This is a genomic window from Cupriavidus sp. GW823-FHT07A04 (assembly GCF_058794615.1).
Map to the genome: position 1 here is coordinate 47,254 of NZ_JBXAHA010000021.1, position 24,550 is coordinate 71,803.

The 24,550-nt window shown below is 60.8% G+C and carries 21 protein-coding genes and 2 pseudogenes; 6 read left to right on the plus strand and 17 right to left on the minus strand.

Features of this window, described 5'->3' with window-relative positions; all coding sequences use genetic code 11:
* Positions 1-164 precede the first annotated feature (164 nt).
* Entirely contained in the window at positions 165-875 is a 711-nt protein-coding gene (locus AC1Q7Q_RS30920; RefSeq protein ID WP_492371549.1) for a Y-family DNA polymerase, read from the plus strand.
* A 106-nt stretch (positions 876-981) separates the two neighbouring features.
* Here the strand turns inward: AC1Q7Q_RS30920 and AC1Q7Q_RS30925 are convergent, their stop codons facing one another.
* Positions 982-1,254, minus strand: a complete 273-nt coding sequence (locus AC1Q7Q_RS30925; protein ID WP_492371548.1) for a TIR domain-containing protein — start codon at positions 1,252-1,254, stop codon at positions 982-984.
* Between the two features lie 271 nt (positions 1,255-1,525).
* Between AC1Q7Q_RS30925 and AC1Q7Q_RS30930 the strand changes: the two genes are divergently transcribed.
* Both AC1Q7Q_RS30930 and AC1Q7Q_RS30935 read left to right on the plus strand, forming a co-directional pair.
* On the plus strand, positions 1,526-3,223 hold the full coding sequence (locus AC1Q7Q_RS30930; protein ID WP_492371547.1) for a hypothetical protein: 1,698 nt from the start codon (positions 1,526-1,528) through the stop codon (positions 3,221-3,223).
* Positions 3,224-3,615: 392 nt separating this feature from the next.
* Positions 3,616-4,083: pseudogene (locus AC1Q7Q_RS30935) on the plus strand (transposase); the annotation flags it as partial.
* A 207-nt stretch (positions 4,084-4,290) separates the two neighbouring features.
* Here AC1Q7Q_RS30935 and AC1Q7Q_RS30940 read toward each other — a convergent pair.
* The 3 genes from AC1Q7Q_RS30940 to AC1Q7Q_RS30950 all read right to left on the minus strand — a co-directional run bounded on the left by AC1Q7Q_RS30940 (position 4,291) and on the right by AC1Q7Q_RS30950 (position 7,840).
* Positions 4,291-4,509 carry a hypothetical protein gene (locus tag AC1Q7Q_RS30940; protein WP_492371546.1) on the minus strand — a complete coding sequence of 73 codons (219 nt, stop codon included), beginning with the start codon at positions 4,507-4,509 and terminating at the stop codon, positions 4,291-4,293.
* 65 nt (positions 4,510-4,574) lie between these two features.
* A complete protein-coding gene (locus AC1Q7Q_RS30945; RefSeq protein WP_492371545.1) occupies positions 4,575-5,999 on the minus strand; it encodes a hypothetical protein in 1,425 nt (474 codons plus the stop codon).
* A gap of 104 nt (positions 6,000-6,103) precedes the next feature.
* Entirely contained in the window at positions 6,104-7,840 is a 1,737-nt protein-coding gene (locus AC1Q7Q_RS30950; RefSeq protein ID WP_492371544.1) for an amidohydrolase family protein, read from the minus strand.
* Between the two features lie 1,332 nt (positions 7,841-9,172).
* On the opposite strand from AC1Q7Q_RS30950, the gene AC1Q7Q_RS30955 reads away from it, so the two are divergent.
* Together AC1Q7Q_RS30955 and AC1Q7Q_RS30960 are read left to right on the plus strand one after the other, a co-directional pair.
* Positions 9,173-9,799: a hypothetical protein gene (locus tag AC1Q7Q_RS30955; RefSeq protein ID WP_492371542.1), complete on the plus strand. Its 627-nt coding sequence runs from the start codon at positions 9,173-9,175 to the stop codon at positions 9,797-9,799.
* A gap of 480 nt (positions 9,800-10,279) precedes the next feature.
* On the plus strand, positions 10,280-11,083 hold the full coding sequence (locus AC1Q7Q_RS30960; protein ID WP_492371541.1) for a glycoside hydrolase family 75 protein: 804 nt from the start codon (positions 10,280-10,282) through the stop codon (positions 11,081-11,083).
* Here the strand turns inward: AC1Q7Q_RS30960 and AC1Q7Q_RS30965 are convergent.
* The 3 genes and pseudogenes from AC1Q7Q_RS30965 to AC1Q7Q_RS30975 all read right to left on the minus strand — a co-directional run.
* A pseudogene (locus AC1Q7Q_RS30965) lies at positions 11,073-11,216 on the minus strand (H-NS family nucleoid-associated regulatory protein); the annotation flags it as partial. The gene AC1Q7Q_RS30960 and the pseudogene AC1Q7Q_RS30965 overlap by 11 nt on opposite strands.
* A gap of 382 nt (positions 11,217-11,598) precedes the next feature.
* A complete protein-coding gene (locus AC1Q7Q_RS30970) occupies positions 11,599-11,883 on the minus strand; it encodes an H-NS family nucleoid-associated regulatory protein (protein ID WP_492371540.1) in 285 nt (94 codons plus the stop codon).
* Positions 11,884-12,148: 265 nt separating this feature from the next.
* Complete coding sequence (locus AC1Q7Q_RS30975) at positions 12,149-12,892, minus strand: hypothetical protein (RefSeq protein WP_492371539.1); 744 nt, start codon at positions 12,890-12,892, stop codon at positions 12,149-12,151.
* A 453-nt stretch (positions 12,893-13,345) separates the two neighbouring features.
* Between AC1Q7Q_RS30975 and AC1Q7Q_RS30980 the strand changes: the two genes are divergently transcribed.
* Positions 13,346-16,993, plus strand: a complete 3,648-nt coding sequence (locus tag AC1Q7Q_RS30980) for a hypothetical protein (RefSeq protein WP_492371538.1) — start codon at positions 13,346-13,348, stop codon at positions 16,991-16,993.
* 517 nt (positions 16,994-17,510) lie between these two features.
* Here AC1Q7Q_RS30980 and tnpC read toward each other — a convergent pair.
* From tnpC to AC1Q7Q_RS31030, 10 genes are all read right to left on the minus strand, one after another.
* Positions 17,511-19,037, minus strand: a complete 1,527-nt coding sequence (tnpC, locus tag AC1Q7Q_RS30985; protein WP_492371537.1) for an IS66 family transposase — start codon at positions 19,035-19,037, stop codon at positions 17,511-17,513.
* Positions 19,038-19,067: 30 nt separating this feature from the next.
* Positions 19,068-19,415, minus strand: a complete 348-nt coding sequence (tnpB, locus tag AC1Q7Q_RS30990) for an IS66 family insertion sequence element accessory protein TnpB (RefSeq protein WP_492371536.1) — start codon at positions 19,413-19,415, stop codon at positions 19,068-19,070.
* Positions 19,412-19,792, minus strand: a complete 381-nt coding sequence (gene tnpA, locus AC1Q7Q_RS30995; RefSeq protein WP_492371535.1) for an IS66-like element accessory protein TnpA — start codon at positions 19,790-19,792, stop codon at positions 19,412-19,414. Before tnpA ends, tnpB begins: the two co-directional genes overlap by 4 nt.
* Before the next feature lie 220 nt (positions 19,793-20,012).
* Positions 20,013-20,960, minus strand: a complete 948-nt coding sequence (locus AC1Q7Q_RS31000; RefSeq protein ID WP_492371534.1) for a toll/interleukin-1 receptor domain-containing protein — start codon at positions 20,958-20,960, stop codon at positions 20,013-20,015.
* A gap of 111 nt (positions 20,961-21,071) precedes the next feature.
* Positions 21,072-21,341 carry a hypothetical protein gene (locus tag AC1Q7Q_RS31005; RefSeq protein ID WP_492371533.1) on the minus strand — a complete coding sequence of 90 codons (270 nt, stop codon included), beginning with the start codon at positions 21,339-21,341 and terminating at the stop codon, positions 21,072-21,074.
* Positions 21,338-22,099, minus strand: coding sequence for a DUF5677 domain-containing protein (locus AC1Q7Q_RS31010; RefSeq protein WP_492371532.1), 762 nt, complete (start codon positions 22,097-22,099; stop codon positions 21,338-21,340). Before AC1Q7Q_RS31010 ends, AC1Q7Q_RS31005 begins: the two co-directional genes overlap by 4 nt.
* The gene (locus AC1Q7Q_RS31015) at positions 22,096-22,341 is read right to left on the minus strand and encodes a hypothetical protein (RefSeq protein ID WP_492371531.1); all 246 of its coding nucleotides are present in this window, start codon (positions 22,339-22,341) and stop codon (positions 22,096-22,098) included. Before AC1Q7Q_RS31015 ends, AC1Q7Q_RS31010 begins: the two co-directional genes overlap by 4 nt.
* Entirely contained in the window at positions 22,338-22,652 is a 315-nt protein-coding gene (locus AC1Q7Q_RS31020) for a hypothetical protein (protein ID WP_492371530.1), read from the minus strand. The genes AC1Q7Q_RS31015 and AC1Q7Q_RS31020 overlap by 4 nt, the downstream gene beginning before the upstream one ends.
* Positions 22,649-23,689 carry an HNH endonuclease gene (locus tag AC1Q7Q_RS31025; protein ID WP_492371529.1) on the minus strand — a complete coding sequence of 347 codons (1,041 nt, stop codon included), beginning with the start codon at positions 23,687-23,689 and terminating at the stop codon, positions 22,649-22,651. Before AC1Q7Q_RS31025 ends, AC1Q7Q_RS31020 begins: the two co-directional genes overlap by 4 nt.
* 628 nt (positions 23,690-24,317) lie before the next feature.
* Positions 24,318-24,473, minus strand: coding sequence for a hypothetical protein (locus AC1Q7Q_RS31030; protein ID WP_492371528.1), 156 nt, complete (start codon positions 24,471-24,473; stop codon positions 24,318-24,320).
* Between the last annotated feature and the right edge of the window lie 77 nt (positions 24,474-24,550).

Below are 24,550 nucleotides of genomic sequence, written 5' to 3' on the forward strand. Positions count from 1 at the left end.
TGTGGTAGCCCCCGGTGCGAGCCTTTTTATCGATCTTCCCGTGCGCGTCCTGCTGGAACCGTCGCCGATCCTGCTTCACCGTCATGTTGCGCCTCTGGATCTGCCTGCACCTCTCGTCCCTGCCACTCGAAGTCTTCCGGCCGAATTGGTCCACTGAGTTGGCTGTGGCGGTGTTGGACAAGGAACGCGTGCACCTCGCCTCGCGCCTGGCGGCGGAGGCTGACGTCCGCCTGCAGATGCGCCGCGGCGGCGTGCTGACCATCGCGCCGGGGACCCTGCTGTACGATCGAGCCCCGGAGAAGGAAGCCGACGCCCTGCATCGCGTGGCCATGGCGCTCCTGCAGTTCGCGCCCAACGTGGTGCATGCCGAAGAAGCGTCCGTGCTGGTCGACGGGTCGGCCAGCCTGCGCCTGTTCGGCGGCATCCGCCAGTTGCGCCGGCGCATGCGCGCGTCTGTCGCCGCGCTGGGCTTCAGCGCGGCCTGCGGCTGTGCTCCGACAGCCCAGGGCGCCTGGCTGTTGGCCCATGCCGGTGGCGCAAGCACCCTCAAGATCGAGGCATTGGAGCGCCGGCTCGGCGCGCTCGCCATCGGCACCCTGCCTGCCGCACGGCCATTCCTGGAATGGCTGGATGGACTAGGGTGCCGTTGCCTTGCCGATATCCGCCGGCTGCCGCGGGCCGGGCTGCAGCGCCGGTGCGGCCGCGAACTGAACGAGGCGATGGATCGCGCCCTGGGGCAGGCGCCAGAGATCTTCGAATGGCTACAGACCCCGCCAACCTTCTCCGCGCAGGTCGACCTTCCCGATCGCATCGAGCATGCGGAGGCCACCCTGCTCTACAGCCGCGGGCTCAACAGGAGAGCCGCCTGCAGCTAGGCTCTGCCCCTGCGCTTTCTGAGCAGCGCGACATCAACGACCTGCTTCGCCTGCGGCGCCCCGAGGTGGCAGTGCCGCAAATCGATGTGCGATTTCACCTTGCTGTTCACGTCCGCATTACTTTGTTCCAGTCGACGTCGTGGCCGGCCGCCTGCAGTTCTTGTCCCAAGGCCTGTTTCCAGCCATTGCCGGCATCCATTGCCACCCAAACCACGCCGAGGTAATCGCTCGGGATCTCGAGCTCGCCACGCTTGAGCGCGCAGACTTTGTTGCGCCCGAGGTGGCCGATGAAATAGCCGAGCTCGAGCAGAACGTTCTGCCGTGCGCGTGGCTGGAGCTGCTGTCGGATGGTGTTTGCTTTGTTCCATCGAGATGGCATCTGCTCCTCTCCTAAGCCAAAGGCCGTCTTTTCCCTGCCGCGCCCATCGGCATTACAACGGAGTGCCCCAAACCTACGCCACCCATGCAACCCCTACCGTCGGGTGCCTTTTCAGGCGCCCACTTCAATTTAGCACCGTGCACGCGCCGTCGTAGCTGACCATCCGCGACCCGCGGCCAATACCACCAAATATGATGTGGGACGATCTCGCCTAAAGAAGGCCAGAGCGGCGCCGTAAACCAATGGGCGTCAAACTACGGGAAAATGATCAATGGGACTCTTTGGCAAGGTCACCGCCTTTGGCAGTGGACTGAAGGACAAGGTAGTTGCAGCAGCGGAGGAAGCCGAGCTCGGTACAAAGATCGGAAGCCTTAAGGGGAAGGCGGCCGACAAGGCCGCAGACTGCCTTTCCGCTGGTAAGGAGCACACTGGAAGGCTGGTCGACGCGGGTATGGAGCGAGCCGGAAAACTGGTCGAGGCAGCCAAGGACAAGCTGGAAGACGTCGATTTCGAGGCATTGAAGCGCCGCGAGACTTACGCCAACAAATTCTCCGAGTACCGCGAGCTCAGCGCCGAGAAGATCTCAGGCTTCTATCGATCGACTTTCGAAGTCGACAAGACGACCTCAGAGATGATCGACGGCATTCGCGGGCGCCTTCCATCCAGGCCGAAGGACATCGACGACATCTTTGAACAGTGCAAGCGTGAGGCCTTTCAGCGCGCAATTTCGGCGTTTTGCTTGGCGCCGATCATGTCAGGCCTCGACAAAAAATTAGAAGACCGCTACGCAAACCTGTCCGTCGACTACCGAAGCTTCTCTGACAAGGAGAACGGCGGAATCAACGTTCGTGACGCGCAGGGCTTCGCGGAAAAGAAGGATGAGATCAAATTTGCGAAGGACCACTTCATTCTCCTGCAGAATGGGTACAACGGCGACGAATGGTTCGACCCTCGAAACAAGGGCGAGGCGTCATTCACCCCACACAGCAGCGGTGGTGACAGCGTCGGCAGGTACGACATCGAGCATGTCATCTCGGCCAAAGAGATCTACAACGACTGGCTGCTGCGACTGGGAACCAACAACGATGAGATCGTTGATGCTATCAACTTTGATGACAACCTTATCTTTGCGAGCCGCCCGCTGAACCAGTCGAAGGGAGCACAAGACCTGAAGGTCTACCTCGAGACCAACGGCATCCGTGATGCCGACGACCCGAATCTCATCCATATCGACGTCAACGGGAAAGATCTTGTTGTCAACGAGGCCGAGGCCCTTGAGAAGTACGAGAAGGCCCACAAGAAGCTCGATGAGATGCGGTTTGCCGCCGCAAAGGAGATTGGCATGACGGTCGCCAGTGCCGGCGCAAGAATGGCCGCCCAGCAGGTTGTTGGGTTGATCGTTATGGAGACAATTGATATCTTCGTGGACGAAATCAAGGACATTGTTAAGAACGGTAAGTTCGTAGATGAGAACGGCCTGCTCGCCAATATCCAGCAGCGCAAACAGAATATCTCTGAGAAGCTCACCCAGCGGTTCGAGGAGCGACAGATCTGGGCGCGAGCGAAAGCTGCAGGAATTGAGGGTGGCGTCGCAGGTGCACTAAGCGCGATTCCTCAGATTCTCATCTCGCTAATCATCAAGATGCCGGCGTTCGTGCTCACGATCATCCGCGAATGCACGCTCTCGGTCGTCAGGTCCGTACGGGTGCTCCTGAGCGACGATGAGAACAAGTTCGATAGCATCAAGGTCGTGATGCTTGGGACGGCGTCGGCGGTTCTCGGTGCCTACGTTGGAAACGTCATTTCCAAGGCTATCGCGCCGGTGCCGATGCTGAACCTGTTCAATGGTCAGGTAACCTCGGTGCTCAGCGGCGTCGTTGTTACCGCAGTCCCTCTTGGCGCCATCTACGTCTTTGACCAGAACAAGGCCAAGCTCACGTTCGCAGTCCTCGGACGGAAGGCGGCCTGACCCGCGGCACGCGCGCTGAACCTCAAAGCCCTGGCGCGCGTGGTCCCACAAATCGATCCCGTTCCGCTCGCGCAGCGTCTCGGCGGCCAGCGTTGGCGTAGCTGTCGCGGATCAGGCCGCGTGCCCGCGCCTCCACGCCTGGCGGGAGTTGGTTGTGGCCGGGCTGGCCCAGCGGCGGGATATCAGTCCCCACCGGCCGTCCTGCCCTTACCGTTCTAGCAGCCACCGAAATTGCCAATCGGTACTCTCCAGCCGCTCGGCGGCCAAACTGACCATCCACAACCGCCTGGACGGTCTTGAGCCTATCTAACTCACGCATGCTTACTGTAATAACCTCGGGTCTAGCCATCCTCTGGCGTCTCCATCGCATTCAACCGGGCGGGCTGAAAACCATGGACAGCCAGTCGGTGAGGGCTCCAGCGGCAAAAGAGCGCGGCTATGACGCCGGAAAGAAGATCGTCGGGCGCAAGTGGCATTTTGCCGTGGATACGAATGGCCACTTGCCGATGGTGAACTTGACGCCCGCGGACATCGCCGATAGTTCCGGGGCGTTGGCGGTTCTGGAGGCGCTAAAGAAGCGCTGGCCGGGACTGAAGCATCTGTTTGCAGATGGCGCATACGATCGTCGCACGTTGATGGATAAAGCCGCGACGCTCGACTTCGTCGTGCAGGTGGTGCGCCGTCACGAGGATCATGTTGGCTTCGCGGTGCTACTCCGGCGTTGGGTGGTGGAACGTACCTTCGGTTAGATGATTCGCCGGCGTCGCCTGGTCAGGGACTACGAGCGGCGTCCTGATGTGTCCGAGGCCATGGTCTATATCGCAATGGACGGACTTCTGCTGCGCAGAGTCGCCTATCCTTGGATTATCAAACGGGCTCATGCACCAGGTCAATCCCAGCTGCGCCAACCCTCAAGAAACGTTCTTCGGAAGGGGTAGAAGGCCGATGGGAAAGGTTGGCGTCGCTATCTGTTTCTGGCATATGGTTAGGTGGCCTGCTCGTCGTTCCGAGGCCGCCGATGGCGCCACCAAGGTCGCGTAGCATGTCCAACCTGAAACCGTCACCGCTCACAGCTCAACAGCGAGCGAGACAGGTCCGGAGTCGATCCACCTCGAAACTTCATCGCTCGCGCTGCCTGGCACCGTTCCGCTCAACACCGCGCCGGGCATCGCATCCAGCGCGAGCGACAAAGCTGTCCTGAACACCTCGTCAGTGAATCCGAAATGCGGCCCGGCGTCGATATTGGCGTCCGCCGTTGAAAGGCGGTCGATGGTGAGCGTCGGCACCGTGCCTTTCGTCGTTTGCGGATCGACTAGTGGCCAGGCCACGCCGGTGGCTTCGATCAGGGGCTCTACTCGGTCAGTCGGAGCGTGACTGTATGTGACGTCGAATCAGGACGCCCGACCGATTCCATAGTGGCTTCGCAGTGGTTAAGGTGAGACCACATCACACCTTCAGCAGTTTTTCGTGCGCCCACGGCAACTGCCGTTTGAATGGAACTCGCGAGCGCTTCGTTGTTGATCGAAAACAGCCATCCGCCTCGAATCGCGATCCCAACGGTAGAAAATGTCCCCGCCTCAACACGGTCCCCGATATTGTCCACCCGCTTGAGCTTTTCAGCGTTACCCGCGGTTGCGCACATGGCCTTAGAAGCCTTGCAAAGCGATGAGTTTTCCGCACCTGGAACACGAATTCGATCATCACCTACCGCCTCAAACAAAACACGTACTAAATCGGAAACGACGGCATTTGGGTCCACCTTGTTGGTAGATACCTTCTTATCGCCTGTCAAGTCCACCGTAGCCGCGAGGCCGGGAAAGCCGTAGCTCTTGCCAGCACGGCTCACGAAGGTTTGCTCACCGAGCACGCCGAGCACTCGACAGGGGGTCTGCTTGGTCTCTGCTTTGCATAGTTGCTCCCCCAAGTCTTTGGCAAGTTGATCAATCTGCGCGTTTGCTGCAGTGAGGACCGTATCGTCCTTGATCGATTGCTTGAGCTTCTCGATGAGTTTTGCCTTGAGGTGTGGGTAGTCAAAATCCAATGCCAAGATCTGCCCATTCCGAAAATAATCGGACACGTAGCGAGCAATGAGCACCCGTAAAGTAACTTGAGCGGCTTTCTCAGCCTGCTCGCCCGCCGCTATCGGGCGGATACCATATGCCCTAGCGTAGGGTGCCAGCGCCAGTGCCGCGGCACCAACCCATCCTTCCCCGCTGGTGGCAAGAGATACATCCTGGATCATTGTGATCCATTCCTGGCGGCCGATTTTTATCTCCCCATTTCCAAACTTTGAAGCAGCCACAGCGGGGTCCGCCGGCACCAATTTTCGAAACAGCTCGGAGGTCAGTACCTGATTGGCGCGGTCCGCCGCATCAAGGGTTACGGAGTCGAGATCGATATCGATGCCACTTGGATCAATGCCAAGCCTCGAGAAAAGTCCTTGCGAAAAACTCTGCATACTGGCGTCGTACACATGAGCCATCGCCGGTGAGAGTGGGCTTGACATGGCGGACGCGAGAAGACTCAGTCCCAACTGAAGGTCAGTACCGCCGCTTTGCGCGGCGGTCAAACTGACGATCGCCATAGGAGTAGGCCCGGCGGCCGGAGCTAGAACATAGCCCGCTTTCGGTGATGCACAACTACCTACTGCAGGCACGCCAAAAATCCCATCCGTTCCAGCGCTCTGAATATCCCTATTGAAGATCTTCGCAGTGGCGCACCCACCCAGGGGCGAGAGTATCATCGCGAAAACCATCCCTTTCAGAAACTGTCGCATTACTCCTGCTCCCGTATCACCAAAAACTGTTATAGGTGGCCCAACGCAATTGTGCGAACAAGGCAAATCGGATTTTCTTAAACCACGCGGGCTGATCGCTGCAACTAAGCCATATCGGTCAGCCACTTAGGAAGATCATTGGATGGAAAATTCAGAAATTTGGCAACTCGCACTCGATGTTCCTGCCCTAGCCCCAAGCCGAAGCAGTTGATAGCATTCCGATACATCACCTTATCAAGGGGCAATGTTCCTTTCAGATTCGACGCCAGCTCATCGGCATAGTTAGACCACTTTGTCTCTTTGGACAACATCAACCAATCGGTGCCGTACATGAGGCGGTCCACGACCCTCGGATCCGCCTTGATCGCAGCCTGAATGCGAGCCTTGGCGACCTCGCAATTGGAATCAGATGCCCCGTGCTCTGGGCATTGGCGGAGGGCAGACCAATATCCCAGGTCACCATAGAGTCTTTCGCCCTTTGGCGATCCCATGAGTTCACCGAATTGCCTTGGCCAGTGCTGCTCAGGGTGGTCCTTTCTAGGCGCGTCCCCGCCAAAGTGGGCTGCATTGATGGTTGGACTCGGCCAGTTGTTTTCCATGGCGGCATTCAAAAGCATCGCCCAACCTTCTGGACCACCGTAGTCATCCGAGCCGTCATCGCGACCCATCGACTCATTCGTATGCGCCATCACCGGAATGTTCCTTCTCCCCGCCCACTGAAACAGTCTCCCAAGCTTCTGGTCGAGGAGTTTCGCATCCGGCAATTGACCCGGGGAAAGAACAGGAAGCTCGGCGTTCCCATAAGGGTAATACCCCATCGGCGGATAAATCTTTATTCCGATAAAACCATACTTTTCGATGGCATCGACCACATAGTGGAACGACTCATCGTTTCGCTCAATATCCGACCAGGGGTTGTATGCTACCAGCGGCAACATGTAGCCACCGCTAAGCCGAGACAGCAGGGCATGCAGTCGAATCTGGTCGCCTCGACCAGATTTCGGCCGAGAATTTCCTAGCCAGTAGTCGAAATCTACAAGCGAACCAAAAACCCCATCAATACCGAACGCCTTCGGACCGGTGGTGTAGAAATACTGATAGTCCCGAATATTCATCCATCGTGGGGAGAGCATATGCCCAATGAATTCCAAGGCCCCCCCGACAGTTTGATAAACTGCTTCCAGATTTATAAACTCCGCCTCCTCCTTCTGGAAGCGTCGCATGGGGTCGATCGCGCTTAGTACTGATTCGTCGTTCAGAGCCAGATCCGCACCTGCCATCGCCGGTGACGCCAATGAAAGCTCACGACGCCGCAGTAGGATGTACTCCTGATCCATGCCCTCGGCCTTGATTTCCTTAGTCAGCTCCGTAGCGATTCTCCGTCTATGCGAATCGCTTTGTGTCTGCAAGGCGGTATCGATGGACATCAGACCCAGGTCTGGTGCCCGTCCGGAAATAGACGTCAAGCTATTGAATTCATCCGCTGCGGTTGGCGCAAGATAAGCCAGGCGATCCACTACCGGGGCGAGGCGCTCAACGAAGCGTCTGAGTTGATCGTTTGGAATGGTGTGTGCGACCGGGCCCTTTATGTAACCGCCGGCGTTGACATCAGCAGCATTGAAGAAATGTGCGTGAGCGTCGAGCGCAAACCGAGTCGTCTTCTTGACGCCAATCTTCGTGGGGCGAAGGAAGGCTTGATCGGGGGCAATTGGGGGTACTTCGCTAGTAATTTTTTCCTTTGGATAGGTACGCCAAAAGCAACAACCAGAAACACCGCTGGAAGCCATACCAAGTAGAGAAAACAACGCTCTCCGACGCGAAATACTGGTGTGCATTTGCATGGAACGCCTCAATTCACGGGTATTCTATCGCTGCCCGTCTTCGTTTTTGACTCGATGGGCGAGCGTCTGGCGACCTTACGTCGCCACCATTAAGGTGCGACCGTTGGATTCTGAGTGATGGGCCGAAATACTGGACGGGCGAAGCTGGCACGGTCGTCAACTCTTTGGGTAGAAGGCATGGCATTCCAAGTCGAGCGGGCCATCCTTGAAAGTGACACCACCACAACGGTCCAGGCCGTCGCGACTCACATATGTACCAGTACGGCAGGCGCCAGGCATTAGCCGCTTCCAGCGATGACCCCGACTGTTCGGGCCTCCATTGGACAACGCCTCATAGGCGCAGTCGTTCGAGCGCCGCTGGGAAGCCGGTTTGTCGAGGTTATATCGCTTTAGGGACACGCGCTTACATTCATCATATAGGGCCAAGTCGGCCTCGTGCTTTGCCTTGGAATCATCCATGATGGATTTGCAGTTCACATCTTCCGGTAGGCGGAAGCAATTGATCCGATCCTTCGCAGCTCGCCCCGGACACACAGGCCCGATATGGCTCAACTCCCGACGCGGGATCATGGGCGAACTCAGTCCGATTGAGAGAGGAATCGAAGACGACATGCGCGTCGCAGTTTCCTGGACACGACTTGCCGTCGTCATACATAGTCAAACGAATAGTCTTTGACGAGCCCAGTTGATTGATCGACTCAGCTTGTGCCTGGCTCAGTGCCGTGAGGGCGATAAACCATGCCAAGGCCAACCGCATCGCGAATGGAATGATTTTGAAAATCGTTCTCACGCTCGGGCTCCTCCCCCATTGGATCTTCGATGGATCTCCGATGCCAACCATGCCGCCCGGTAAAAGGACCGTCGTGGATCGCAGCATCTTGCCGGGCACTGATAGGTCAGTCTAGCTATTCAGTTGTGAGGCCACAAGCGAAATGACCGAAGTTCTGCGAGATCGTCACCCCCTCATTAAGAGGGGTATCCACAAAGACGCCCATCGCCTAACTGTCAGAGCTTGTCAGCGCAGTTACATAAAATGATTTTATGCTTTTCAAATCGAAATATTTATAGGTCTGCTTGATGGAATGCTCGACTACGATCTGGGAGATTCGCCGGCTTTTTTCGGCCATACCTAATGGAGCGATGCTCACTAGAGAATCCCGCATCTACCTTTGTGAGTCGATGTTTGGTTTTTCCCTTCTCTGCGGTTGTCTTGAGATATAGTCGAAAGAAACCGGTTGTTTATGCTCAAGGCTTCCTTCGAACTGCCCCGCGTTCCAAGCGAGACCGCTTCGCGGTCGGGCGTCGAGGCGAGAAGTCGAGTTGGGCGAAACAATGCTCGGTCGCTCCAATGTGCACGGCCTGAAGGTGGTAGGGGCATGGGCGAGCGGATACATATCGGCAGGAAGCCAGCTTACAGCTCGCAATCTGTGGGAGAAGCCATCGGCAATCCTCGCCGTTGGTCACCAGGTCTTCTGCATCCCGGATCTCCATGCCAAGGTCGTCATGGCGCCAGATCCCTTCGCAAGCGTTGGGAGCCAAAATCTGACCCGCGCTGGTACGCGTCGAAGGGAAATTACCGCAACCTTTACGGATGCGAGGACGGCGCAAGCGATCATGGAGATGATCGAACCGTGGATCGAGGAGGCGTGGGAAGTCACGCCGGAGTTCGTCGCTGCGATAGAAGAGGAATTCGAGGCGCTGCGCCCCGAATTCAAGGTAGCACAAACCAAAGCCAAGGAGCCGCAGGACCGCTTCGAGCAGCTATGTCAGGAAATCGCCGTGCGTCGGCGCCTCGAGGAGGAGCGCCGGCGCCATGCCGGCCTCTCGTGCCTACACGCGTATGCTGAAACTACGCGGATTCCCGCCGAAGAGGTTCTATGCACCGTCAACTGGACCTACTCCGAGGGTCAGGCCAACTCCATTCTCTACTCGCTGATGGCGAGGTCACGGACACCCTGACAGAATGGCTGACCGGCGGTGAGCCTGTCTCCTTGGCCCGAGAGCATTACTGAAGGACACCGGGGAGATCTGCGAGGGCACCTTCAGTCTCGTTTTCTGGGGGCTAAGAGGCGATGAACTCGGTACGGCCAACGTCAGAATTGGCATTTGCGTCCAGTACTTGTTCCGCCCCCATATCGATGTGCTTTCCTACTTTGACAGCGCATCGCTGCAAATTGTCGACATCTCGCCGAGCGATGAGCCGTTTGACAACCCGGAATGCAGCGACAAGATCGTCGCTTGACTCCGCGCGTACAGCCAGGAGTTCTGCGCCCATGCGCTGCACAGCATGATGTCCGCTTACCAGCCCGACGAAGTATTCCCGCTCGGTGGAGAGAGTGCCCCCCCCCGTTCGATGGGTTTAGGCGAGCGGGTCGTTGCCTCTAAAATCCCGCCAGCCGTCCGTCCCCGATAGATGCAGTCGCTTGCTAGGAGAAGCAAATGCGCGTGCAGTCGTTACATCTTGCCGCGATCCTCGCCGTCACCTTCGGCACGTCAGCATCGGCCTCACCACTTGACGACGCCAAAGCGCTCTTTGGAGCTGGACAAGCGAAACAGGTGACATTCTCCGATGGGACTACGCAATGGATAGGCATAGAGAAGTACGTGAAAGAAGGTGGCAAAACGAAGTTGAAGTTAGTTTTCCCGGTGGTCAAAACAGTGGATGGTGGCAAGGTAGTGATCCTCCGAGCCCCCGAACTGCAACTCGACACCGATGGCGCGTCCAAGGAAATCCGGGCTTGCGACAGGGGCGATGAGAAAACCAGCCTTCGGCGCCAGGACGGGAGTTCGCTGGACGCAAACGCGATACTCTACTTCGTGCTACCCAATTGTGGGCAGCACGCCCCGGCCGCGTGCAAAGATAATCCTCCGAATCAGCAACTTGGGCTACAGTTGGGCGATCTTGCCGTAGTCATAACCGGCAACAAGATTGCCTATGCAATCGCGGGTGATACCGGTCCAGAGAAGAAGTTTGGAGAAGGCTCCGTGGCCTTGCACCGTCAGCTGGGACACGAGACTGTAGGCAAGGACACGCGCAATCCGACGTGCGCAGCAGATAGGGCATTGCCCGACGAAACCTATCTCGTGGTCTTTGCAGGCAGCGCCACCCTAGACGAAGAGACGAGGAGGCCAATCTGGATCTCGAATGGCGATGTCGAGAGCGGTGCAAAGGCGCTTTGGGACCAACTGCGCGCACGTTCTGCACTCGGCACGCCCAGTTCTACTGGAATGACTAAGCCATAGGCGCTGGCCACGGGACAGGCCAACCACAACGAAAGAAGTCGGTAGACTGCCCCGCATTGACCGCTCGCTGAAGCCAATCGGGCATGGCACCATGCCCGTCCCAGGTCTCCCCTGCTGCGTTGCTATATCTCACCGCACGCTGAGCCGGCCTCCGGTGTCAGAACCATCCAGGGATCCCTTTGTTTTCGCTGCAGTTTACCGGGGTAACTGCCCCTCACGACCATGCGGGTTTCCGGGCGGTTACCTCGAAAAAATGCCAATAAATCTATATGTTGCTTTCTGACGTCATTCGATTATTGGCATGCTCGAAGCAGCACATCCCCAGGCTGAACATTGCGACCTCGTCTCATTGGCGCTACCCTCCGCAGCCCGTCTCACGCGTGGGAGAGCGCGACGGATCACTGGCGGTTGGCCTATCTCGGGATGCGGCTGATTCCACGGGAACTCAGCGAGTTCGAGCTTGCGACGTTCTTGAGGGATAGCCGGGCTTCGTCAAAAATCCGCCGCGCCTCCGGCTAGCCATTTGATTTCAAGTCGGAACTCCCCTTCACGGCGCGCCCCGTTACCCCCGCGATGGGCACGCGGAATTGTTCCGCGGTCTGCCCGGCGTTGACTGCCCGCTGCAACCAGTCCGGCATGGCACCGCAGCCGTCCCAGCCCTGCCCGTGCGCATTGCGGTAGCGCACCCCTCCTGGCGTTGGAGTCGGCGGCGGCTCGGCAAAGCAGCCGGCGGCCTGCAGGTCGGCCAAGGTCAGGCCGTGCTGGGCCATCTGGATGCGGATCCACGTGATGGCTTCCACGCGCTCGATTTCAATCGAAATGATGTGGGAGAATAGGCTTGCGGTGCCGTCGGATCCCGCGTGGTGCGTCTGGCGGCAGCGCTGGATTTCGGAATTGTTCTAGGTGATGGCTGCAGTGGGAATCCATGCCGGCGGGAGGACGTGGCCGCCCTCGTTGCTTAAATTTTAGTCAAATCTGCTGACACCGTCGACACTCGGCCCCCGCGTGGCTTGTCGACGGGCTTATCGCCGCGTGCGGTAGGCAAATCCTCGCCCCCTCCTCTCCTCAGGCCGGCCCCGCCTTGAACTTCAATTTGGTCTTGGTCGCTGGCACCTGGCGCCTGGTCGTTGCCAGGCGGCGCGACGCGGTGGCTTCGGCTTGTGCGCGCTCGGCCCGCCGCAGCGCCGCTGCCAGTTCGGCCCGCAGCCCTTCTTGTGCCGCCAGCCCAAGTCCGAGCGCCTGCTCGGCCGCCGCCAGTTGCCGGCTAAGCGTATCGCGCTCGGCTTGCAGTCGCACCTCCGCGGCAGCCACGGCGGCGTCTTGCACCCCCGCCTGCATGGCCGCCAGCTCGGTGCGCAGCTCCGCGACCGCCTGCTCGGCCTTCTGCCGCAGCGTGCGCTCCTGGTCGATTTCGCGCAGCGCGCGGCGCTCGGTTGCGCTGGCGCGCTCCTGTGCCACCACCACCTGCTCGCGGGTGCGCTCCAGGTCCGCCGAGAACTGCGTATGCGTCTCGCCCAGTTGCCGCTCCAGCGCCTCGACCTGGCGCTTGCACTCCTCGTGACGCGCCTGCGCGGCCGCGTGGGCCTGGCGCTCGGCGTCCAGTTCCCCTTGTGGCGCCGCGCGCGCGCAGGACGGCGTCGAGCTCGGCCTGCACAGCGACTGTTTCCTGCTCGGCCACCACCACAGCGGCCCGCGCCTGGTCGCGCTGCGCTTCCGCCTTGCTCGCCTGTAGCCGCACCTCCGCCCGCAAGGCGGCCAGCTCGCCGCTAGCGGCCTCGTTGGCGGCCTGCCAGATCGACTGCACGGCATTGGCGGCGATCGCCTTGAGCGCATCCGGCAGCCCGGGCTGGTCAATGGTCACGCGCAACCTCGTAGAACATCATAAGTTGGGCTTGTGCTTTACCGAATGGCACCCGAGCTTTCTTGCCACGGTCTTTATGGCACAACTTCCACTTCTTGTCAGAACCACACCAACGCGGTCCATAGGGATTGAGCGGTCGTTCAACCGCGTCCAACGGGTTCATCATTCCACCAGACGACACCATAGACATGAAGTCATCATGATTCTGAAGCAAGTCTGGCACGTTCACCACCTTTGATTTTTGCACTTTGGCGCAGGCCTCAGCTTAATTAACATCTAGCCACAAGCCACGCTTCCATTCCGAAACTTCAGCGCCCCTCGGCCTCCCACGGTCTGCCCAGATCTACCGTTGCGCTTCGGCGCGGGTGGGTTGCCGCGATTTTTTTGCCATAATCGGCGCCATGACTACAGACACTAACACCGCACGACGCCTTGCCGAGATGAGCGACGTTGCGGCTTTCGAACGCATCGCGGCGGCGGTGCTGCGCGCTGCTAATCCCCCGCTCTACGAGAACCTGTCCCATCCCGGCGTGCAACCCGGGGGCAAGACGGTGAAGGCCCCCTTTGACAATGTCGGATGGGTGCAGTCGGTCGAGGGGGCGCGATTTGTGTGCGCCGCGCACACCACCGAGCAGAAGGACTTGGAGAGCAAGTGGCTCCACGACCCGGCGAGGGTCAAACCAAGAAAGGCTGGAGGCAAACCGACCAAGCCTGCAGGTGACCTCGTCAAGGGCATTGCAGAAATCCAGAAGGTGCGCGAGGCCCACCCGGGGCTGGCCGTGACCTTCGCCCTGACGGCCAATCGGGAGACGTCGCTGGACTTGCGCGTTTCGGTGGAAGCGCGGGCCCACGCGGCTGGAATTGAGCTCGACGTGTGGCCAGTTTCCAGGATTGCCCATTTCCTGGATACGAATCCGACGGGACAGATCATTCGGCGAAACCACCTAGGCACACCCGTGAAGCTTATGTCACGGGAGCTTCTGCTCGAGATGGGGAAACGCAGTATCCGGGATCATCTCCCGCTTGCAGTGGCAGGGGAGAGTGTTCGCCGCGACAGCTTCATCCTCGGGCGTGGTCACACGTTGGTTGTCGGGGCTTCGGGGATGGGCAAGACAACCGCCTGCGCGACGACGCTGGATGCACATATCGAGCAGGGGCTGCCCGCAGTCGTTCTCAAGACGGAGTTTCTCGTCATCGCGGCGACCATGGAGACGGCCCTCGAGGGCGAACTGCGGCGTCAGGAGCCCGAACTCGAAGCTGGAGCCGGCGGAAAGGCGCTCTCGCTTTGCACTGATGAAGAGCCGCTGCTGGTGCTGGTGGAAGACGTGAACCGAGCCGACAATCCGGGGCTTTTGTTGAACAAGGTCCTGTCCTGGACACGAGCTTCTGCGGACGCACGCGCCTCTGAGCGACTCTGGCGCGCTGTATGCCCTATCTGGCCGCGGCATCTCGACGCGATCGAGGATCAGAAGCGTGTGTTCGAAGCCGTGACAGTGCTTCGTGTCGACAGGTACAGCTCGACCGAGGCGATCCGGGCCGTACGCAAGCGCGCGGACGTCCTCGGATTGCAGGTGGATGAGTACCGTGCGATGTCCATTGCTGACCGGTTGGGGCAGGATCCTCTGTTGATTGGTCTCCACGATCTCACGTCGGAAGGTGCTGCCGCGGGTGTCATCCAAACCTATGTTGAGGAACGCCTTGGGATAGTTGCGAGCCAGGCGCAGCGCACGAGGTCTGAAGTGCTTCAGGCGCTACAACAGTTACTACGCAGCATGTTGCAGCACCGGTCCCTCGGTCCCGGATGGATTGAGGTCAAGTCATGGATTGGTGACCAGGATGTGATCGCGCTGCTAAGGCATATCGCGCGCGAGGGCAGTATGATACGGATATCCTATGCGGGTGCGGCGGAGACACTCGAATTCAGACACGACCGGGTGATGCACAGTCTGTTCGGCGGAGCGCTTGCTGAAGTGCTCAAAACGGATGCAGTACCCGACTACGTCAGCGACCCGTTCTTTGCCGAGGTGGTCGCAGGCGCGGCAGTACACATTGAACTTCCGCTGCAACAAATGGTGCATCTGATGGATGCAACTCCCGTGGCGGCGGTTCATGCGTTGAAGTTGGCCTCTGAGCTGGGCAGCAGCTACACCGGCATCGCAGCGCAGGCGCTTAGTCAATGGTTGCAGCGGGAAGACGCGAAGGGGAAGGCCATGTCCAACCGGCGGTATGCGGTCGCCCACATCCTTGCTGAGACGACAGATCCACATGTCCGGCAGCTCGTCGCGCAGTTCCCGCCCGGCGATTACCCGTGGCATCCGCTTTTTGCCGCTGCTTTCAGAAACGGAAACGTCGGTGCAGGGCTAGCACTCCTATCGATGTATGAGCTAGGAACGACGGTCGCGGGAAAGCAAAGCCTTCTCGCTCTAGTCAAGAGAATGTATGGCGGCAACCTGGTCGCTGCCGTGGACGCCGTCCTACGCCGCGCCGACTTGAGCCAGCCTGGGCAGGCAGGCATGAGAGTGGGTGCCTTGCGATTAGCTGGGTATCTGGGAGACAGTACCCTCGCGCAACCGGTTCGAGTGTGTTGGGACCAAGACGAAAGCAGAGAAGGAAAACTGCGCTCGTACCTGTTTGCGGCTGCACGCTGCTGTGGCGGTGATCCCGAAGCAACGCTGGGGCCCGTGTGCGACGTATGGGAGGCCCTTCCAGACGAACCGGATTCCACGATTGGAAAGCCGGCCGAACGCCTAGCTGCGGACCACGTGGCATGGGAGTTCAGAGCTTACACACCGCGTGATGCTGTGCGCTATCTTGTCGAGCGGGCGAATGCATCCAAAAAGATCGGATGGCCGATCACGTACATGCTGCGCACCGTGGATCATCCTGATGCGGTGGAGCAGGTTGCGCGCTATGCGGCGAAGTCCGGCTTCATGGCGGCACATTTCCTGAAGTCCGACTGGGAACGTCATTCGCGGGAAGCTGGCAGACGCATGTCATCAGATTCCAAGGAGCGGCTCCTGAGCATTGCTCGCGACGAAGCCGAGTCCGACGACGTCCGGAAGCAGGCGTTCGCTTTCTGGGAGGTAACTCTAGATGATGCCGATCTCGAGATCGCACGCCAGATCCCTGCGGGAAGCCCTCTGCACGAGCGCGCGTTGTGGGCGCGAGCACGGCGGCAGGACAGGTCGGTCATTCCGGAAGTGCTCAGGAAGCTCCCAGAGGCCCCTGAATACTGGCTCCACATCGGACACCACCTCTGGTCAGACACCTTAACAGAAGCGCTCAATCCGCTCCTCGATCAAGTCGCCGAGGAGCAAGGCGAAAGTTACACCAACCTGGAGTACGCGGTTGCCGGGGCGCTTAGACACGTTGAACCCAAGCGCGCGGTCACCATGCTGCGCCGCCAGTGGGCAAAACTGATGACAAAGCCCTTGATGGTCCAAACCGCACTGCTCTCGACAGCTCCTGAGGCTGCGAGCTTGGCGCGTGAGGCCCTCACCACGTCTCAGAATCCAGGAGATCTTCTTAAGCACTTTTTCACGAACGCCACCATTGATTCGGGTGGAAAGGTCGGGTTATCCATTCCTGCTCAGTTGGACAATCTGAAGCCGTACCTGGATCTTTTTCCCGAAGACGAGATCGAGCAGCTATGGGAGACCTGCGCAAAGAGAGGTTGGCTTGATTTCCGCGCTCGGTATCTCGAACCGAGGATGCAGAAGGTCTCAAATCGTCGTGTGTGTCTAGCCGACGAACCGGTGGATACTGGGGATTTGGACCGAGCTCTGGCCGGTGAAATAGTTCACCAACACCGATGGCTTGATTGGCAAGTAGACCGTGGCGTGGCGCGTGACAGGATCGTCGCGGCGATGCTGGAATGGCTTCGTCGACATGACGAAGAGAAGGCGCTAGCAATTGTTTGTGCAATTGTGAGCAGCGCGGCCACTCGCCGGGAATTTCAGCTCTTCGAAGTAGCGGCCGGGCAGCGCGCTGACGCCGCATCATACGTGAAGGCTGCACGCTTTGATGTATTCAGTCGAAGCTTGGTTTGATCCCGATGCGTGCCCCGGCTGAGGTCGCTTCCCTGCCACAAAGCAGCCATCACTCGTCCGCAGCCGGCAGAGCTTTTGGGCCAATGCGGCCCTCGGGAAGGTCGTAACGGCCCGGCCAATACCGTATTGACGAGCCGCACTTTGGCGCTCGTGTGGCAGGAAGACTTGCACTGCAAAGCCGATGTGATAGCGTGTCGTGTGTCCATGCTATCTGACTACCGTGATGGAGCTTACCCTCGAACAAGTAAAAGAGATCTATCGAGACGCAATTGACCCGAAGGCACGTGACGGCGAAGGTCTCGATTGGTGGGCGTCAGTTGCGGCAGATGTGTTGGCCGTGGTCGACGCACCAAGCATCAGGGGTGCGGCCGACCGCCTCGCTTGGTGGCATTCTGAATGGGAGTGGGAACAGATCGGAGATTCTGCTTCGGCAACCGCCAAGCGGATACGTTGTTCAGCGCAGCGCCTAAGGTTGCGATAGCGCAGGCTCCCTGTATGAGGGTGTCCAACTCAGCGCTTACGTCGCAGGCAGAAGTTCATGCGCGACTGCCCAGGGCAGCAGTTCATCGATCCGGTTGATCGGATGATCGGCGATGTGGCTCAGCACGTGACGCAGGTATGCCTCGGGGTTGAGGTTATTGAGCTTCGCGGTGCCGATGAGGGTGTACATCGCGGCGGCACGTTCGCCGCCGCTATCAGCGCCCGCGAACAAGAAGTTTTTGCGGCCTAAGGCAACGGCGCGCAACGCGCGCTCCGCGCTGTTGTTGTCGATCTCCAGACGCCCATCGTTGGCGTAGCGCGTGAACGCCTCCCAACGCTCGAGCGTGTAGAGGATGGCCGCCGTGGTATCGGACTTGCGCGAGAGCTTGCTCGCCGTCTCCTCCAGCCAGGTCTTGAGCGTCGCGAGTCGCGGTACAGCCTCGCGTTGCCGGATCTCCCGGCGCAGGTCTGGTGGCTGCCCTCGGATCTCGCGCTCGATGTCATAGAGTTCGCCGATGCGCGCCAACGCCTGCTCGGTGACGGCATTGGGGCGCACCGCATGCAACTCGTGGAACTTGCGTCTGGCGTGCGCCCAGCAAGCGGCTTCTTGCACTCGCCCCGTTTCATAGACCGCGTTGAAGCCAGCGTACGCATCGGCTTGCAAGGTCCCGGCGAAGGATCGGAGATGGTGTTGAGGATGTTCGCCCTTGCGATCGGGCGAGTAGGCGAACCACACTGCGGGTGGCGCGGCATCGGCCGATGGCCGGTCATCACGCACATAGGTCCACAGCCGTGCCGTCTTCGTCTTTCCATTGCCCGGCGCCAGTACGGGGATCGGCGTATCGTCGCCATGCACCTTGTTGCCCCCCATCACATAGCGTTGGACGGCGGCCACCAGCGGGCTGAGCAATGCCGAGCAGCCTCCGACCCAGTCGCCCAGTGTCGACTCGGGCAGATCGATCCCTTCACGTTCCCAACGAACGCTCTGACGATACAAGGGCTGGTGGTCGCAGAACTTTGAGACCAGCACGTTGGCCAGCAAGCCCGGGCCAGGGATGCCGCGGTCGATGGGACGGCTGGGCGCGGAGGCCTGCACGATGCGATCGCAGCCAGTGCAGGCGAGCTTCACGCGGCGATGTCGGATGACACGTAGTCGTGCCGGCACGACTTCGAGCTGCTCCGAGACGTCCTCACCCAAGACCTTGAAGGCGCCACCACATGCGCAACACGTGGTCTCTGCTGGCGCGTGAACGACGTCATCACGTTCCAGGTGCGCCGGTAGCGGGTTGCGTCCACCGTTGCCATGGGCAGTGCGCGCGCGAGGCGCGCTTGCTGCGGCGACGCCTTCATCCGTCTGCAGTTCTTCGAGCTTGAGTTCGAGCTGCTCGATCTGCCGGTCCAGCTTCTCAGACCTGTGGCCGTACTGCTGGCGCTTGAGCTTGGCAATCAGCAGCTTGAGGTGTTCGATCTCGATCGCATGATCGCGCAGTGCGCTGTCTCGCGCGATGATCATCGCCTTCAACGTGGCGATGTCATCGGGAAGCGTGGCGGGGTCTGTCGGCATGCACAGCAGTGTAGGAAGCAACGCATCTGTTTACAAGGCGAGTGTCGGGCGCCAGGTGCGTTCCGGCTTGCGCCAGTCGATGCCTTCGAGAAGCATCGATAGCTGTGCGGGCGTGAGGTGGACCTTGCCGCTGTCAGCCTGCGGCCAGACGAAGCGGCCTCGCTCTAGGCGCTTGGCCAACAAACAGAGCCCATCTCCACTCCACCACAAGACCTTGATGAGGTCGCCGCGCCGGCCGCGGAACACAAAGACGTGCCCGCTGTATGGGTCTTCGGACAGCGTGGTCCGGGCCCTGGCCACCAACCCGTTGAAGCCGCAGCGCATGTCGGTGATCCCCGCAGCCACCCACACACGTGTTCCCACTGGCAAGCCGATCATCGTAGTGCCTCGATGAGCTCGCGCAGACCGTCCACGCCGACATCGTGCAACACAATCCTGCCCCTGGGCAGATGAAGCTCAACGGTCGTTATCGTTCCAGACGACGCTCGTTGCGGGGGGGAACTGGCTGTCGGAGCGATGCACACCGGAACGAACTCCACGGCCGCCTGGGCAATCGGTCCATACGTGCCTTGTTCGTACTCGCGCCGCCACCTGGCCAGTTGATTGTGGTTAAGGCCGTGCTCGCGCGCGAAGCGCGCCAGTGACATCGGGGACGACAGCAGCGCCTGCACTATCTGGCATTTGTACTCCGCTGAGAAGCGGCGCCTCGGTTCCCGGCGATAACCACTTTCCTGATCCTTAGCAGACGCTGACATAGGTCCCCACTTATCGATAGGTGGGGACCTATTGTGCTTATCGGTGCTTCAGTGTCTAGACGGTCATGACCGGGTGCTTACGGAAGGTCCTCTCGGACCGGATTGGATGTCGACAAATCAAAGTAGGCTCGGGATTTTCCGCTTCGCTACTTGGGGGTCATTGTACTTTGCGTGCGAATACCCGAGGTGGGGGCGCGGTTGCCGTGGCGTGTTCATCGGGTTACCTGACGGGCGGAGGCGGTTCCGGCGGCCGGCCAAGCGGCGGCAGCAGCGGCCGCTGATTGTGCAACGCACGCGCAAGCTCCTGCACGCGGTCCGGGTACGCGACCCCATCGGACAGATCGACGTAGGCGCGCGTGGCCAGCGCCGGGATGAGTTGGCGAGGCGAGGCCAACTGGCGGATCACGGGTATGAATTTGCCCGTGCCCAGCTGGCGCAGGAAATTGCCCATCATGAGCGTGTGCTCGAAGCCAGCGCCACCCGTGCCATCCTCGATCTTGCGCACATACGTCTCGGTGCAGACCACCACCACGTAGTCACTGTCGGTGATGCCCCGGCGCATAAAGACTTCCAGATCCTCGCCGGGTAGCGTATGCCACTGGTCGAGTCGCACATCCACGCCATAGCCGCGCAGGTCCATGGCCAGCTGCGCCACCCATGCCTTGTGCTGGGCCGAGTCATGCGAATAGGACAGGAAGACGACGGGCGTGCGCGGCGGCGGTGCCGGGATGGTCGCGTTCGCCGCCAGCAGACCCGCATGCTGCAGCACGGGTGCGAGCGCCACATTCTTGACGGCCCAGTGCGTCCGGTTGAGTTCATACTTCCGCTCAATATCCAGCTCGTGCACGAGGGCCTCAAGGCGGTCGGGCTGGATCGGTGCGATGGTCGGATCCAGTTCGAACGTGACGCCATAGCCATCATGACGGTGCGTGACCGCCGTGATCCGCCCTACACGAGCCGGCTTGGCGCACATGCGTTCGTAGGCGAAGACGGTGGGCAGCGCCTGCAGCATGGTAAACGTGGCGTCGCTCAGCGGCGGGATGCGGCTCTTGACGACAGCCGTGGTGTACTCGAAGAAGCGGTCTTTGTCGACGCTCCACGAGAGGCCTTCCCATGCCACCTCGTTGGAACTGACCAGCAGGTTGTAATGCGAGGCTTCAAAACTCACGATGTCTCCGATCCCGAAAATCCGCCGGCGGCGGAAAGCGGTGCCATTATGCCGTGATCCGTGGCGCCTCATTCCAACTAGTAGTGGCTACTGGGCGCTGGCGCGGCCGATTCACAGCGGGGCCACGGTTTCCATACACCAACGGAAGTCGGGCCCCTGCCCCGCCATCAGGGCAAGCACGAAGAGTGCCGCCAACACCTTGTCCTTCGCCTGCGTCAGAGCGTCCGCTGTCGCTTCGGGCTCATCCGCGACAAGACAGTCGAGCCAGAGGTCGATGGCAGCGACTGCCTCCTCGGCGAGCACTACGTGAAAGGGGTCGTCAAGCCCCCCCTTCAGTTCCCATAGCGTTCGGCGGACGCGCCACACAGTCTGATGGGTCATTCCGTGCGCGTTTCGCCTGCTTCGGCTCCGTCCCCGGGCGGTTGCAGTGTGAGGAAAATGCCGCTGCCCATCTGCAAGCAACCCACAATGTGGGCCAGCAGCTGCGGCAGGTCATCCATGACCTGTACGAACCGCAACTCGGTGAGCGAATCCCCGAGGCTTGCGCCGACACTGGTGAGATTCGCATGGGTGCCGATCAAAGACAACTGCCGGTAGGTTGTCTGGAAGATGGCGGCCAAGCCCGCGATCTCGGCGGCTTGAAATGCGCTGATGCGCAACGGACCGGCGGGCGTTTCCAGCGACTGCCGCAACTGTTCCCGCAGCTCGGCCGTAATGACGCTGCCCACATCTGAATTGGCCAGCGCCAGACGGATGGTCTTCTGCCGCTCCGCAGTATCCTGATCCCGCATCCTGTCCAGAACGGCCGGATCATTCACGAGGGCGCCCGCAAAGAACATGTGCTCATACCCCGTTCGCAGGAGGGCGCAGGCCTCAGTCACCATGCCGCGTTCGGCCAGCAGCACCGCCCCCTGACAAGCGCTGATACTCCGCACCCATGCAGCGCGTGCCGCGCTCATATTCTCCGGCCCGGCCACCCCCTCGCATAGGATCGCCATGGCGGTCCTTGAAGCCACCGCGCATTGCCCCAGTAGGTCGCCATGCGACTGACGGATGCTGTCTCGGAACAGCGCGGCTTCCCCCGAAAGGAAGCCGGCTTCTTCGACCGTTGTCAGGCGCTTCTGCGGAGCAACCGTCATGGCTTGCCGCTCACGACGACAAACAACTTCCTCGCCGTCTTGTAGATCTGGCGCGCCTTGCGACGGTCCACGGATTCAAGAAGGAGGATCTCCTGGCTCACTGGATCGAAGCCACAAGGCGCCAGGCTGGCGCCCATTTTTTCCCAAGCATTCAGCGCCTCAACCAACGCGCGCCCCGGAGGGCCGAACGCGCTCGCGCCGGCCCGCATGTTGTCGAAGTGGTTGGTGTACGGGGTTATCACTGCGAATCTCCTCTAGGCCACTGGCGCGACGCCTCGCGATCGGACAGGTATTGATCGACTGCCCGCTGAAATGCCGCTTCCAACTCGGTCACGGTCTGTCCTTCATAGGCAACCAGATCTGCGGTTCCGAGCAGCTTGCCATGCAGGCAGCCGTCGACCGGGCTCGGCGCGGCGAGGATCGACGCCACCGCCAACATGGCTATGGTGGCCACGCCCGTGTACGGGCCCGCCCGCCTGTCTGGACTGTGTCGGGCGCCAACCTGCGCACGGCGGCGTTCGGATATGGAACGGGCGATCGTTCCCATGGTCATGGCGTGCCCTCGGTCAGTATGGTTGGGGTACACAAATCGGCGCCGGCGAGTGCCGGCGCCTGCCGAGCCGGCTGGAATTGCTCGGCATAGGCAAGCAGCTGCGCGTTGATCGCCTCGGCCTGCGGCGAATAGTGGGCGTCGCGATGGCAGTTGGGACATAGCGCGACGCACGTCCACGCGCGATCGCTCACCTCCGCGCCGAGGATGTGGTGCACGTCGAGGAAACCGGGATAGCGCGAGCGCTCGTCGCAGCCATCGCGCTCGCAGCCGGAGGCCCGCGCGATCACGGCGCGGCGCACCTGCTGGTCGCGCCGAACCTCGGAGCGCAGCACCGTGCGGCGCTCGCCGCCATCGTTGCCGAGCTGCCACGCGTCGCTCACTGGGCAGTCGTCGTAGGTGTCGTCGCCGAGCGGCCCGCCGCCGGTCGACACCAGCGGCAGCTTGGCCAAATCGATCACGCCCGGCCAGCGCCACAGCACGTCGGCCACCGCGCGGCTGGCCGGCTTGCGGTCATCCTGCAGCCAGATGGTGGGACTGGTGCCGTTCATCGCATGGTTCGCCCGCATCCGGCCCAGCAGGCCCTTGCCGATCAGCTCGGCGCTCACGTCGCGCTGACGGCGCCAGATTCCGGCCAACGCTTCCAAGGGAATGAGTGCGGCATAGACGATGTCGTCGCCGTCGCGCTGCACCAATAGATGATGGGTGTTGCCTTCATCGCGGTCGCGCGCCACCACGAATTCGAGCGTGTCGTCCCAGCTGCCTTTGATGAGCTTCGCGCGCAACTGCGCCGCCGAGATCGTGCGCGCGGCGAGATGCTCGTCGGTGCGGCGCCAGCACAGGCGCACGCGCATCTGCAGGGCCGTGCCGTCCGGGGCCTGCACGCGCAGGAATTGCGCGATCGCGGTGCCGGTCTGCTTGCGCTGGTCGTGCAGCACGGTGTAGCCGCGTGCCGACAGGAAGGGCGCGATCGCGTCGCGCGTGCGCACCTCCTCGGCAAGGCTTTCGTCCGTGCGAAAGACGCGGCTTCCGTTGGCCATAGTGGTGTCTCATTCCGTAAATGCCGAGCAGTCTAGCCGATTCCGCGACGTCGGAGCGGGCAAAAGTGGGCCGCCACAAGTCACGTCAACCCAGCCTGCCGACAGCACAAGGGCAGCCGCCACGCTGCCGGCCACGTGTACCAGCAGGTGGCATGGCGTGGCTCATACTGCCCCAGAACGCCGTGGTGAAGAGCCCCAGCTAGACGCCCCGCGAAATGGGCCAGTCCAACGCTTGTTGGGCTGCCCAAGGCAGCACCAGCAGGCCAGTGGCCACGGCGGCGGCCAGCGTCACGGCCCAGAAGCTCGGTCGCGTGACGCGAATGCCAAAACATTGTATGGGTTCTCCGCAGATGGGTGCCCCCGGATTCGGCACCCCGGGTTCTTTGTGGCTCGTAATGGCGGTCTTTTCCCGGGGGCGTAACCAGCCCCAAGCCCGCCTCAGCCGGGCGCGAGCCAGCGCATAATCGGTTCAGATCCGAGCCGGCCGGCGCTACCCAGCGCGCTGTACCGGCACTGCGCCGCGCCCCCAGCGCTCGCGCCTGCTCAACCTCGACCATGGGCACCTGCAGGGGCGTGTCCCGGGGCGCCCACCGGGGCCGATAGGCGGCCCGGCTATGGCGGTCGTGGATCAGGTCATTGATGTCCCCATCGCTGAGGCCCGCCGCCTGTAGGCGCGTAGGCGCGCCTTCTGCGCGTGGATCAGCGGGCCGATCTGGGCGCCGGTGCGCGCCGCCTCGCTCAACAGGCTTTGGAACAGGGCCTTCTCTTCATCAAGATTCAACATGGACATCCTTCGCGCGACGCGATGCCGCCTTTTTCCCCATATTTGTAGCCCATCACTAGTTCGAACGGCGCTGTCAC

Excerpts from the sequence above, each read along its gene's own strand:
- AC1Q7Q_RS30945 (WP_492371545.1), bottom strand. The coding sequence starts at position 5,999 with ATGCGACAGTTTCTGAAAGGGATGGTTTTCGCGATGATACTCTCGCCC.
- AC1Q7Q_RS30925 (WP_492371548.1), bottom strand. The coding sequence starts at position 1,254 with ATGCCATCTCGATGGAACAAAGCAAACACCATCCGACAGCAGCTCCAG.
- AC1Q7Q_RS31030 (WP_492371528.1), bottom strand. The coding sequence starts at position 24,473 with ATGTTGAATCTTGATGAAGAGAAGGCCCTGTTCCAAAGCCTGTTGAGC.
- tnpB (WP_492371536.1), bottom strand. The coding sequence starts at position 19,415 with ATGATCGGCTTGCCAGTGGGAACACGTGTGTGGGTGGCTGCGGGGATC.
- AC1Q7Q_RS31020 (WP_492371530.1), bottom strand. The coding sequence starts at position 22,652 with ATGACCATGGGAACGATCGCCCGTTCCATATCCGAACGCCGCCGTGCG.
- tnpA (WP_492371535.1), bottom strand. The coding sequence starts at position 19,792 with ATGTCAGCGTCTGCTAAGGATCAGGAAAGTGGTTATCGCCGGGAACCG.
- AC1Q7Q_RS31005 (WP_492371533.1), bottom strand. The coding sequence starts at position 21,341 with ATGACCCATCAGACTGTGTGGCGCGTCCGCCGAACGCTATGGGAACTG.
- AC1Q7Q_RS30960 (WP_492371541.1), top strand. The coding sequence starts at position 10,280 with ATGCGCGTGCAGTCGTTACATCTTGCCGCGATCCTCGCCGTCACCTTC.
- AC1Q7Q_RS30975 (WP_492371539.1), bottom strand. The coding sequence starts at position 12,892 with ATGCCGTGCAGTCGATCTGGCAGGCCGCCAACGAGGCCGCTAGCGGCG.
- tnpC (WP_492371537.1), bottom strand. The coding sequence starts at position 19,037 with ATGCCGACAGACCCCGCCACGCTTCCCGATGACATCGCCACGTTGAAG.
- AC1Q7Q_RS30955 (WP_492371542.1), top strand. The coding sequence starts at position 9,173 with ATGCTCGGTCGCTCCAATGTGCACGGCCTGAAGGTGGTAGGGGCATGG.
- AC1Q7Q_RS30930 (WP_492371547.1), top strand. The coding sequence starts at position 1,526 with ATGGGACTCTTTGGCAAGGTCACCGCCTTTGGCAGTGGACTGAAGGAC.
- AC1Q7Q_RS30950 (WP_492371544.1), bottom strand. The coding sequence starts at position 7,840 with ATGCAAATGCACACCAGTATTTCGCGTCGGAGAGCGTTGTTTTCTCTA.
- AC1Q7Q_RS31010 (WP_492371532.1), bottom strand. The coding sequence starts at position 22,099 with ATGACGGTTGCTCCGCAGAAGCGCCTGACAACGGTCGAAGAAGCCGGC.
- AC1Q7Q_RS31025 (WP_492371529.1), bottom strand. The coding sequence starts at position 23,689 with ATGGCCAACGGAAGCCGCGTCTTTCGCACGGACGAAAGCCTTGCCGAG.
- AC1Q7Q_RS30980 (WP_492371538.1), top strand. The coding sequence starts at position 13,346 with ATGACTACAGACACTAACACCGCACGACGCCTTGCCGAGATGAGCGAC.